This window comes from Nocardia niigatensis NBRC 100131 (assembly GCF_000308655.1).
Lineage (GTDB): Bacteria > Actinomycetota > Actinomycetes > Mycobacteriales > Mycobacteriaceae > Nocardia > Nocardia niigatensis.
Genome location: NZ_BAGC01000018.1, coordinates 1 through 11,164 on the forward strand (window position 1 = coordinate 1; position 11,164 = coordinate 11,164).

General features: G+C 65.7%; 12 protein-coding genes and 3 pseudogenes. 10 read left to right on the forward strand and 5 right to left on the reverse strand.

Going from position 1 to position 11,164, the window contains the following annotated elements:
• Positions 1-89 precede the first annotated feature (89 nt).
• Positions 90-260, forward strand: coding sequence for a hypothetical protein (locus tag ON33_RS40950; protein WP_157184420.1), 171 nt, complete (start codon positions 90-92; stop codon positions 258-260).
• Positions 261-326: 66 nt separating this feature from the next.
• On the opposite strand, the gene ON33_RS05895 is transcribed toward ON33_RS40950, so the two are convergent.
• A complete protein-coding gene (locus ON33_RS05895) occupies positions 327-743 on the reverse strand; it encodes a hypothetical protein (protein ID WP_051151689.1) in 417 nt (138 codons plus the stop codon).
• Between the two features lie 3 nt (positions 744-746).
• Here ON33_RS05895 and ON33_RS05900 point away from each other — a divergent pair.
• Together ON33_RS05900 and ON33_RS40955 are read left to right on the forward strand one after the other, a co-directional pair.
• Positions 747-1,076: pseudogene (locus ON33_RS05900) on the forward strand (helix-turn-helix domain-containing protein); the annotation flags it as partial.
• 380 nt (positions 1,077-1,456) lie between these two features.
• Entirely contained in the window at positions 1,457-1,831 is a 375-nt protein-coding gene (locus ON33_RS40955) for a hypothetical protein (protein ID WP_157184422.1), read from the forward strand.
• Between the two features lie 63 nt (positions 1,832-1,894).
• On the opposite strand, the gene ON33_RS40960 is transcribed toward ON33_RS40955, so the two are convergent.
• The gene (locus tag ON33_RS40960; protein ID WP_157184423.1) at positions 1,895-2,059 is read right to left on the reverse strand and encodes a hypothetical protein; all 165 of its coding nucleotides are present in this window, start codon (positions 2,057-2,059) and stop codon (positions 1,895-1,897) included.
• Positions 2,060-2,313: 254 nt separating this feature from the next.
• Here ON33_RS40960 and ON33_RS44240 point away from each other — a divergent pair.
• A pseudogene (locus ON33_RS44240) lies at positions 2,314-2,665 on the forward strand (Tn3 family transposase); the annotation flags it as partial.
• A gap of 263 nt (positions 2,666-2,928) precedes the next feature.
• Here ON33_RS44240 and ON33_RS05905 read toward each other — a convergent pair.
• Complete coding sequence (locus tag ON33_RS05905) at positions 2,929-3,474, reverse strand: MarR family winged helix-turn-helix transcriptional regulator (RefSeq protein WP_218001375.1); 546 nt, start codon at positions 3,472-3,474, stop codon at positions 2,929-2,931.
• An 88-nt stretch (positions 3,475-3,562) separates the two neighbouring features.
• On the opposite strand from ON33_RS05905, the gene ON33_RS05910 reads away from it, so the two are divergent.
• The 5 genes and pseudogenes from ON33_RS05910 to ON33_RS05925 all read left to right on the forward strand — a co-directional run bounded on the left by ON33_RS05910 (position 3,563) and on the right by ON33_RS05925 (position 8,004).
• Positions 3,563-4,204, forward strand: a complete 642-nt coding sequence (locus ON33_RS05910; protein WP_040856141.1) for an MBL fold metallo-hydrolase — start codon at positions 3,563-3,565, stop codon at positions 4,202-4,204.
• Positions 4,201-5,079: a fumarylacetoacetate hydrolase family protein gene (locus ON33_RS05915; protein ID WP_063710948.1), complete on the forward strand. Its 879-nt coding sequence runs from the start codon at positions 4,201-4,203 to the stop codon at positions 5,077-5,079. The genes ON33_RS05910 and ON33_RS05915 overlap by 4 nt, the downstream gene beginning before the upstream one ends.
• Positions 5,080-5,564: 485 nt before the next feature.
• Positions 5,565-6,556, forward strand: a pseudogene (locus ON33_RS05920) (IS256 family transposase); the annotation flags it as partial.
• A 329-nt stretch (positions 6,557-6,885) separates the two neighbouring features.
• Positions 6,886-7,191 (forward strand): hypothetical protein, encoded by a 306-nt coding sequence (locus ON33_RS40965; protein ID WP_157184424.1) that lies wholly within the window; start codon positions 6,886-6,888, stop codon positions 7,189-7,191.
• A 495-nt stretch (positions 7,192-7,686) separates the two neighbouring features.
• On the forward strand, positions 7,687-8,004 hold the full coding sequence (locus ON33_RS05925; RefSeq protein WP_040856144.1) for a hypothetical protein: 318 nt from the start codon (positions 7,687-7,689) through the stop codon (positions 8,002-8,004).
• Positions 8,005-8,250: 246 nt separating this feature from the next.
• Here the strand turns inward: ON33_RS05925 and ON33_RS05930 are convergent, their stop codons facing one another.
• The gene (locus ON33_RS05930) at positions 8,251-9,441 is read right to left on the reverse strand and encodes an acyl-CoA dehydrogenase family protein (protein ID WP_040856146.1); all 1,191 of its coding nucleotides are present in this window, start codon (positions 9,439-9,441) and stop codon (positions 8,251-8,253) included.
• Positions 9,442-9,538: 97 nt separating this feature from the next.
• A complete protein-coding gene (locus tag ON33_RS05935) occupies positions 9,539-10,240 on the reverse strand; it encodes a TetR/AcrR family transcriptional regulator (RefSeq protein WP_040856148.1) in 702 nt (233 codons plus the stop codon).
• A gap of 451 nt (positions 10,241-10,691) precedes the next feature.
• Here ON33_RS05935 and ON33_RS44345 point away from each other — a divergent pair.
• A partial coding sequence (locus ON33_RS44345; RefSeq protein ID WP_174391487.1) for an IPT/TIG domain-containing protein occupies positions 10,692-11,164 on the forward strand: 473 nt, incomplete at its 3' end.

Genomic DNA, 11,164 nt, shown 5'->3' on the forward strand with positions numbered 1-11,164 from the left:
GGAAGTTCCCCGGCACGGACCGGGCATCGCACACACCAGTGCCGCGTCTGCGGCGCGACGGTCTACACCCCGCCGCTGGACTACCCCGAATGCGCCTGCGAGCAACGCACAGCAAGGCACAGCGAACCCTGAAGGGCCGGAACGCTTCTCGGAAAGCCGAGATCGCCCGCGCCAGCCAGGAACGATTCCTCGGCCGCCCCGGCCGCCTGGACCGCGCCGTCTACGCCGGCCACAGCCTCGCAGATCCGGCCTACTACTGATCCACGGCTTGCCTGCCCCACCAGGCAGGTGGAGGACCCAAAACAGCCTGTGGTCGGCGCTGTCCTTCAGCAGGGGTAATTGCCGTCGGGATTCGGCGTCATGCTGCCGATCCCGATGAGCATCTCTTTGATGTGTGAGCCGTCGTAGGCGGTGTCCGATCCGACGTCGCTCGACGACTTTCCGCTGTAGAGGGTGAACTCAGCTTTATCGGCGTCCCTCCAGGTGGGATTGATGCTGGAGACGGTCTTGGCGAGGGTGTCCGAGTGGTATTCGATGCTTTTGCAGGTGCCAGTCGAGACCTTCGACCAGTCCGGGTTGTGACCTCGCACCTGGCGGAGTTCGTTGGTGTCGTCGGGTAGGAGTTGGCGCGCCGCTTTGGTTGCGGTGGTCGCGTCACTCGGGGTCAGGAAGTGGAGGTGGCCGCTGATGATGTGCCCCTGCCAGGTGGTGAAGAGGGTGGGGTCCTGCGCGCAGAACAACACGCCGGGAGCAATCCACCACCCAATACCCGAACCCAGATGGCCAACCTGCTGCTGAACATGATGGGTGCGGTCGCCGAATTCGAACGCGCCCTCATCCTCGAACGCCAACGCGAAGGCAGTGCCAAAGCCAAAGCCCGCGGCGTCTACAAGGGCCGCAAACCCTCCCTCACCACCGAACAAGCCCGCGCCCTACGCGCCCGCGCTGCGGCCGGCGAGCCGAAAGCCAAGCTGGCCAAGGAATTCGGGGTCCACCGCGACACCGTCTACAGCTACCTCAACACCCGCCCACCTCTCCCCGAGGACCGCGGCCCGTTGCCCGACACCGCTGTGTAGGACCAGCCGCGCAGGCGGAATGGGTACCCGGCGGGATGTCGCCACCAGTATGCGGATCCGTATCACCCTCGGCACCGCCGACGCCGGGCATACCGCGACCATGACCTGGCTCGGGCTCGTAGTTTTTCAGACCGAGACTGGCATCACCCGGTCGGGCGAGGCCTCGCGCCAGGGAAGCCGTTGGCACACAGACGCTTTCAACATCTTCTCAAGTTGTGCGTGGGCTCGGCCGCGAATGCGGCCATAGAACGCTTGCGTAAAACGCACCTGGGAAAGTCTCGGCGCCGCACCGATCAGCCGCAATGCGGCGAAGCGGAAGAAGGTCTCCGCGTGATCAACACTGCACCGGATCGTGTGGGCTACCAGCGGGAGGCTTCCCGATGCGCTCGCTGAAGACGACGATCCATGCCTCTGCCGGCGGCATCGGAGCAACTGCAGCCCTGCTGTCATTTCCGTTGCCCGCCTTGCCGTGGCTGATCGGCGGACTGCTGATCATTCTGATCCTGGTCCTGGTTCCCCCGGTTTGGAGTGGATCCTTATCTCGCGATCCTGAGAAGCGCACCGACGACATCTCCATGGTGAAGGTGCTGCTTCGAGTCCACGACGGCAGCACCACAACTGGAAAATCTCGACGGAAGACGCGACAACGCTCCCGAAACCTGCGCCGCCCGCAGGGCTGCCCACCGTCGAGGGAAAAGAAGACGGCCCTGCGTCGGCAACGACCGACACCGCGAAATCTTCACCCACCACGCTGACGACGCGGACTGGTGGCTACACGGCCAGCCCCCTTCGGGTCGAAGGTGGCTGGCCGCCATCGGCTACTGCTGTGTCCGCCATTCCGTGAACACGAGCAGCCCGGTCACGATCGCCCAGCCGAGGGCATAGAGCGCAGCTCGCGCCGGGTTCCAGCTGTCGATGAGCAACGCGATCGCAAAAGCCGCGAGGCCGGCCGACAGTGCCGCGGGCCTGATCCATCGCTTCATGATCAGTCATCCTTCGCTGTAATTGCTATGGTGGTCTTCCCAACGGGCCTGACCCGAACATACTGGAGCACTTCGCGTTTGGAGCTCGGACACCGCTACGGAACGCAACCGGTGGGTGACCGACAACATCACAACCCACAGCTGTGGGTGCGGTGCGCCGGCGATGGGCAGTGGTACGCCGATCCGGCCACCACCACGGCGTAGCTCGGCGCGGACCTCCTCGGCGGCGGCTTGGCGAAAATGCCGCCAGGACGACCGACACCCATGGCGTGACGCTGGTGAATTTCGGGCTGTTCGACCTGCTCGGGTTACAGCTCTCGCCCCGGATTCGGGATCTGGGCCGCATCACCCTGTATCGGCCCGGTCCGCGCACCGATATCGAGACACGGTTTCCGCGCACGGGACCGTTGATGACGCGCAGGGTGAACATGGAGTTGATCGCCGAACACTGGGACGACCTGCTCCGGTTGGCGGGGTTGTTGAAATTCGGGGCACGCCACCGCGTCGCTGCTGGTCGGGAAACTCTCGGCGTCCGGGCGTCAGAACGCGCTGGCGGCGGCGCTCGAGGAATACGGGGCGCTGCGGCGCACGATCTACGCCGCGAAATAGGGTCTGTTATGTCTGTGCCAGCTCACGGTGCGGGTGTGCACACCTTCCCCGGCTCTCCGCGCTCCGAGCGACTCCGCCGAAGAAGCCGCGGCCGGACTCGACCTCCAGTGAACAGGCGCAATGCGGTGGACGCTCACGCTGGGCCGAGTTCCGACATGCCCGGGACTGCCTCGGCCTGGATCGAATCCCGACATCGCTGGGCAATGCGCCCCGATGTTGATTCGCGGGAGGCGTGGGAGCGGATGGAAAGCATACTGCGGCTACGGCTTCCGATCCTCGACGATACGGACCTGCTGGTTCTGAAGACCGCCACCTCCGACGCCGCGATGATCGTCACCGGCCACCGCCACAGCGCCCTGCGCAAGTACGCCGGGATGATCACCACCATGGGCGCTGAGATATACGGTGAGCCTGTCCAGCAGGGGGATGCAGTCGCGAATCCGCTCTTGCTCGCCGACGGTGAGCGCGCCGCAGATAGCGTCGCCCAGCGACGACGCGCGCAGAGCGCGCTCCTGCGACAGGCGGGTAACTCCGTCGTCGGTGATGTACAGCAACCGCTTTCGGCGATCCACGGGATGCGGTTCGGCGCGCACCAGGCCAACGTCCAGTAGTTCCTTGACCGACTTGGCGGCCGACTGGTGGGTCACCGTGCGGCGGTGCGCCAACTCGGCGATGGTTTGCGGTCCGTCGCGGTCGAGATATCCCAGAATGGCCGCGTGGCCGGGCGGCATGGCGTCGGCGACCCGGACGACACGAACCAGTGCGCCGATCGCCTGTCTTAAGTCTTCGGCCAGGGTGTCGTTCACCACCCCATACTAGCCGAATCATGGAACTTAACTGTACAGTTCGGTTGTACAATTTGGTTGTAAATATCTGCTACGGGAGAGGAATCTCATGCAGCTCACCAAGTTCGGCCATGCCTGTGTCCGTGTCGAAATCGATGGCCGGCGGCTGGTGGTCGATCCAGGCGGTCTCACCGATCCGCGTGCCCTTGACGGTGTCGATGCGGTGTTGGTGACCCATGAGCACTTCGACCATTTCTCCGAAGAGACGCTGCGCAGGGCGGCGGAAGCTGATCCGGCGCTGCGGATCTGGACCAACACCGCGGTGGCCCGCAAGCTGGACGGTTTGCAACAGCGCGTCGACGCGGTCGGTGCCGGTGAGGTGTTCACCGCGGCCGGATTCGAGGTGCGGGTGTTCGGGACGTGGCACGAGGTCATCCACCCTGACATTCCCCGGGTCGGCAACATCGGGTTCCTCATCGACGGCACCTTGTTCCATCCCGGCGACGCACTCACCGTGCCCGACGTCACCGTCGACACGCTGCTGCTGCCGGTGCACGGCCCGTGGTCGACGACCGGTCAGCTGATCGACTATGTGCGAGAAGTGGCTCCCAGCCGCGCCTACGCCGTACACGACGGTGCCCTCAACGACATCGGCATCGCGATGGTCGGCGGACTGCTCGGCGACAACGGGCCCGGCACCGGTGCCCCGTACCATCGGCTCGCCGCAGGGGAATCGGTCGAGATCGGATGAGATACACCACGATCCGGCACGACGGTGCCGTGTCCGCCGCTCGCGTCGAGGGTGATCGGCTGATCGTCGTCGACGCCCCCGATGCGGTGGCCGCGATGAGAGGCCGGAGCGCCGTCCGGGATCTGGCCGAACTCGATGCCGGCGCGGTCGAATACCTGCCGGTTTCCCCGGAGCCTGCCCACATACTGTGTGTCGGGTTGAACTACCGCGGTCACATTCGCGAGCTGGGCCGGCCCGAACCGGTCTACCCGGCCCTGTTCGCGAAGTTCGCCTCGACCCTGCTCGGCCCCACACAGCCGCTGGTACTCCCAGCGGTCAGTGATCGAGTCGATTGGGAGGCCGAGCTGGCCGTCGTGATCGGCCGTCCCGCTTACCGGATCGATTCCACGCAGGCGCGGGCGGTGATCGCCGGATACACCGTCGCCAACGACATTTCGATGCGCGACTGGCAACACCGCACCAGCGAAGCGTTGCAGGGTAAGACATTCGACCACTCGACCCCGCTCGGGCCGGTCCTGGTCGGTCCCGACGAACTCGACGATGCCCGGAACCTGGCGGTCACCTGCGAGATAGACGGCCACCTGTTGCAAACCGGCACTACCGCCGATCTGCTGTTCTCGCCTTCGGATCTCGTCGCCTACATCAGTGGATTCCTGACCCTGCTGCCCGGCGACGTGATCCTCACCGGCACACCCAGCGGAGTCGGCGAGACCACCGGCCTCTACCTGCGCGCAGGGCAACTTGTCCGTACCACGATCGAGGGCATCGGCACCTGCGCCAACCGGGCCGTTGCGGAACGAACAGGGCCCGGTGAGGTCGTCGCCCCACCGAGTTCGGTATCGGCCCGCCCGGATTCCCGGGCCGCCCGGACCTAGCGCCGCGCCGCTCGCGCTACTGCCTCATGCCCTTCGCTTTCATGCGATCGCCCGCACCGCCCTTGGCCGATATACCGAAGCAGCCGGCACCCTAGGAGCCGCGTTCCTCGTGAGCGTGGGCGTCGAGCGCGGCGGGGTAGTCGCCGAGTCAGCTTCGCGCCGCGCCCCGCTTGGTCTCCACCGGCTTCGGCTCGCCCTTCACAAGGGTCCAGCAGTCGATCAGCTCGTCCGGGTCCAGCTCCCTCGTCACGCGCGGCAAGCTACACCCACCAAAGTCGTTGTCGCAGAGCTTTTACGACAGCTTCATGTACCTGGGAGCCATGATCGAAACCTGTGGATGACCGGGAGGGATTACCTTCCCGGATGATCTGAAAGACAACGGGTTTCGATCTGCTCGGCGCGCCAACACCGGGCGGGAAGGTACGTCCCATGCTCAAGGTAATCACGGCGGCGCCGAGTCCAATCCGGACGGCGCGGCGGGTCCGGTGTCGGGTTCTGCGATCGATGAGATCGTGCGCGAGGGTGCGCGGCAGATGCTCGCTGCGGCGTCGCGAGCCGAGGTCGCGGCTTATATCGACCGGTTCGCCGACCAGGTCGACGAGCACGGCCGGCGGCTGGTGGTGCGCAACGGCTACCACGCGCAGCGGCAGGTCATGACCGCCGCCGGCGCGGTGACCGTGACCGCGCCGCGGGTCAACGACCGCCGTGTGGATCCGGAAAGCGTCGAGCGTCAACGGTTTTCCTCGGCGATCCTGCCAGCCTGGTGCCGCCGCTCTCCGCAGGTCAGCGAGGTGCTGCCGCTGTTGTATCTGCACGGGCTGTCCACCGGCGATTTCGGCGCGGCGCTGGAACAGTTCCTCGGTTCCGGGGCCGGGTTGTCGGCGGCGTCGATCACGCGGCTGACCGCGTCGTGGCAGGACGAGGCGAAAGCCTTCGCTGCCCGGGACCTGTCGGGCACCGACTACGTCTACCTGTGGGTCGACGGCATCCATACGAAAGTGCGCCTCGAGCAGGAGAAACTGTGCCTGCTGGTGATGCTCGGGGTCCGCGCCGACGGCCGCAAGGAGCTGGTCGCGCTCAGCGACGGCTACCGGGAATCGACCGAACCGTGGGCCGATCTGCTGCGTGATTGCCGCCGCCGTGGCATGACCGCCCCGGTCCTGGCGGTCGGGGACGGCGCGCTCGGGTTCTGGCGCGCGTTGCGCGACGGCCGGAGTTCTACAAGTACCCGGCCGAGCACTGGATCCATCTGCGCACCACGAACCCGATCGAGTCGACCTTCGCCTCGGTCCGGTTGCGGACCAAGGTCACCAAGGGGCCGGGCTCCCGCGCGGCAGGAATCGCCATGGCCTACAAGCTGATCGAGGCCGCCCAGGCCCGCTGGCGCAAGGTCAACGCCCCCGAGCTCGTCGCGCTCGTCCGCAACGGTGCCTGTTCCACAAGAGGCAAGCTGCTCGAACGCCCCCGCGAGATCACCCGCCGCCGTCAACCGGCCCGGCCGGCACCGCCCGAACGGAGGTCGCCTGAATCCTGCCGAACCACAGGTTTTGACAATTTCTCCCGGCCGCCAGCGTCGGCCGTGACTCCGACACAGGGCTGCCTTGCCCAGAGCCGCTGCGCCACCAGCCTTTTCGGCGTGATCGCAGCCGATCGCAACCGATGCGGCGGGACGCATGGCAGTCTCGGTCTATGGGGAAAGCAACACTGCTCGTCGATGTCATGGGATTCCCGCACATCTGTGACAGGTGCGGAAGCGAGCAACAGTGGGTGTGGGCAGTTGAAGCGCGTGCGCTCGGACGAGACGGCATGGTCGAAGCGATCACGACCGACCAAGAACTTCCCGTGCACATCGCGCGCAGCGTGCTGACGGCAGCTGGCCGACCCGACGCCGCGACGCTACTGGGAAAACGGCGTGAGCGCGGGCGCAGCTTCAACCCGAACATCTGCGCGAACTGCGGACGCCAGGAATGCTGGCATTCATTCGAAAGTGTCGTCGTCGCAGGCGCTCACACTCCTCGTGCGCCGATTGCCAGTGCGCCCCATCTTGTCGTGGAATGGCGCCAGCTCATGGCGTCGCTGCGCAGCTACGAATGCTGGTACGTCGGCCGGTGACCATGGCGGCCGACCTGATCGTCAGGACTCAACGCCCAGGGCACAACAGTGCTCACCCGCCGATCGGCTACCACCAGGAGTTTGCCCGACGGGCTCACTCCCAGAACTGATTAGGCGTAGATGTATCCCATGGTGGTGAATTCCTTCTCGTCGGTCAACTTTTAGGCAACGACTGCCTGAACCAGGTACCGGATGCTCTCACACGCCACCGACAGGCTTCCGCCCGCCGAACGCATCTTTTCGCAGGTAGAGCGATCGGTTTGCTTTTCTGGGACATCGGGACGGTCACAACGGAGGTCACCAGCACCCACCAATCCAGCGAATTGACCTCCACAGCAAAGTGTTTCGGTTGCAAACCCTCGCTAACGCCGCTTGCCGGTCAACTGGACCCCGCGTGCCTAACCTGCACCGGTCCTGAAATCCCGCAACAGCCAGCACGATTCGCGCGGATCACGTCAGGTTCCGGTGCGATGCTGTTCTGCGGGAGGCACAACCATGGACAGTCCGAAAGAGCTGAAAGAGAAATTCGGGGAAGTCATCGCCGAGCTGAGCCGTACCGGCGCAGCTCCTGGGGCCGCAACCCTCGAACAGCTGTGCCAGGACCTCGAGCGGCTCGACGATCTGGTGCGCAAGGTCCCAGATGACGGGGAGCGGAACGAGCTGGGCCTGCGCAGTCGCGAAGCTCACTCGCGGTGGGAGCGGGCGTGGTCGGAGTTCGAGCATCCGACGATCCTCAGCGCCCAGCCCTCGCCGCTCGAACGCTCCCTCAACGCCAATATGCAGCGGGACAGGTGGGAAGGGTTCGAGCGGTAGGAGTTTCGTATGCCGGGATCGGCGCCCGGCTACTGCGCACAGTGAGGCAACTGGGACAGGCGTTGTGGCCGGCGCGGTGGGCGTTTACAGGAGGACGATGCCGCCGGCAGGGTTCCACACAGCGCGCCTCAGCCGTTGGTTCTACGGCTGGGATTCCGGTTCGGAGCCAGGGGCCCGGCCCGCCGGTCGCGTGCATGGCGGATCGGCGAGCCCGCTGGTGGGCACCGGCCGCTGCAGCGGGCAGCACTACCGGTGCGCTGGGAGGCCGAGCGCGTGCTTGGCGAGGTAGTTGAGCGCGAATTCGTTGCTGACCGGGCCGGATCGGGACAGCCGAGCGTCGAGGTAGATATCCAGCCAGCCCTCACGCTCATCCCAGGCTTCCGCGCCGAAGACCTGGACTGCGTGGTCTGCCGAGTCGAATGCGAGGTCGGCGGCGAGCAGCTTCGCGGCATTTGCGTCCGTAGCGGCGATCCGGTCGTCGACGCCGGCATCGATGCGAGCCGCAGTGCGGTGCACTAGAAGCCGCACCGCCGCCAACCGTGCGTGCAGCTGCGCCAACGGGTGGGCAATCGCCTGATCGGCGCCGATCGGTGCGCTACCGTCAACGATGCGATCCTTCGCCCGGGCGGTGGCACGGGCCAGGCTGTATTCAGCGGAGCCCGTGCAGATCGCGGCGGTGAGGACTCGTTCGACATGAGTGAACGGCCACAGGGCGGACAGTCCCGCGCCCACGGCGCCGACGAGGGCGTCGGCCTGCACCGCGACATGGTCGAACTCGAGTTGGAACTGGCGCACTCCATCCCGGTAACGCATCGGGATCTCGGTGATCTTCGTACCGGGCGACCGCGGATCGACCAGCAGTGTCGTGTACCCGGTGGCGCGGTCACCCTCAACAGCCCGGCCGAAGACGAGAACGCGGTCGACCAGGTCCAGTCCCGAGGTGATCCGCTTGAGCCCGTTGACGACGAAATGGTCACCTTCGCAACGGATTTCAGTCTGTGTCCGGAAGAGGTTGTGGCCGCTGCCCGGCTCGGTCGCTGCCATGCCCAGATGTGACGCACCCGCAGCCACCCGGGGTAGCCAGGCCTGTCTCGCCGCATCGGGGCCGACCCGGTCGATCGCATAGGCGATCGCACAGGACAGCACCGGCATCCACAACACGATGCCCTGCTCCGCGAACGCCTCCAGTACCAGCGCCGTGCCGAGCAGGCTGCCACCGTGGCCGCCGTCGCTGACCGGCAGCATCAGGGCCGACCACCCGTGCTGACAGAAGTCTTTCCACAGCTGCGGATGCAACTCACCGTGATCGATCAGGTGCCGGCGGATTTCGGCCGCACGCGGGGCGAACTCGGCCGCAACACGGCGAGCCTCATGCTGGATCGCAGAGTGCTCGGCGAATAGGTCGAACGGGTGGGCCGTGGTCGGCGCGGTGATCATGGAGGCTCCTGTGCTCGGCAGCGAACGAGTGAGACGTCAGCAGCAGAGTAACACTCCGGAGTTTTACTCGGTAGAGGTTGCCGGCGCAGGCAGGGATTCAGCGCGGGAGGTCGTCCAGTGCCGCAGTCGCCTCGCCCTCGCCGACGAGGACCCCCTCGCTGTCGAGTAGTTGAACACGGATCCGGCCGGTCACTGGGCGCATCGTCGGTTCGCGCCGAGGTGCCGGCGTTCCGGACAGGCCCGCAACCGCGGCGTCGACCAGGTCATCGAGGTAATCCAGTGCAGATCCGAGAAGCTGGCCTGCGAGCCATTGCTGCGCGATGGCGTGCGCGGGCCCGGTAACCACCGCAACTGTCACGATCATCGGTAGCTCGCGGGCCTCACCGCGAGCTACGAAGGGCGCCAGCCACTCTCGGTAGGCGGCACCGATGTCCGCATTCATCGCCTGCAGCTGGCCGCCGGCCTCGGTGGTCCAGTTGAGCCGCCCCTGCGAATACAGGAAACGGGCCCGCGTCGGATTCGTCTCGACCCACGACAGCTGGTGTCGGATCACCCCGGCCACCGCATCGGCCAGCACCGTCGGCCGCTGCGCCAGGACCCGCCGGTAACCGTCCTGTACAGAGCTGATGGACTCCACGTACAACGCGCCGGCGATCGCCTCCTTGGTCGGGAAATGGTGAAACAACGCGCCGTTGGACACGCCGCTGCGCTCGCGGATCCGGGCGATCGTCGTCCGCTCGTACCCATCCTCGGTGAAGCAGTCGAGCGCGGCCTGCAGAACTCGGTCACGGACACTCATAGCAGAACAGAGTAGCGCTCCGGAGCGATAGCAGAATCCGCACCAACGAGCAGACCTGAATGCGCTCAACGCGATGCTTACGATCGGCCGCTGGAGCGTGGCACCCGTTAGCACCGCCTCGCCGGCGAAGTGCGCGCATAGAACAGATTGACGCCCTCGGCCCTCACCAGGCCAAACAGGACTGTAATACCAAGTGGTCTCATTCATCGGGGACGGCCCACTCGCTCCAGGCACCAGCACACAGCCGGGGCGACAAGCTCACGCTGGTGTCCAGTTTCCCAATAGCTACCGACCGAACCCGAAAACGGAAACAGACCGGACGAAAACGGACATGAGATGCATTGCCGAAGTGCCGCCGCTGGCGGGTTACTGGACATAGGCGGTGTAGGGCCAAGGCCTGCGCTGCTGGGGGAGAACCCTTTTCACCGATCACTGATTAGAAGGCAAGAAAATGTCACCTGTTATCACTTCGCTGAACCCCGCTTCCGGCCCTCCAGCGGGTTTCAACTCTGTCATCATCACCGGCTCCGGATTCAGCGGTGTCGGTCCCTTGAGTGTCCGGTTCGGCACGACGGCAACGACATTCACCATCGACTCCGATACTCAGATCACGGCCATAGTCCCGCCGGGAACCGGCACGGTGAACGTCGTCGTACAGGCACTGCTGGACGGCACGAGCAACCCGCTGCCCTACACCTATGGTGCGGTTGTTCCTACCTTGACCAGCATCAGTCCGGTTTCGGGGTCGGCGGCCGGTGGGACGACGGTCGTGCTCACCGGGACGAACTTGACCGGAGCCACCGCAGTGAGTTTCGGTGGGACACCGGCAACCTCGTTCACGGTCAACTCCTCGACGCAGATCACGGCGGTGACCCCAGCCCATTCAGCCGGGACGGTGGCAGTCACCGTCACCACCGCTGGTGG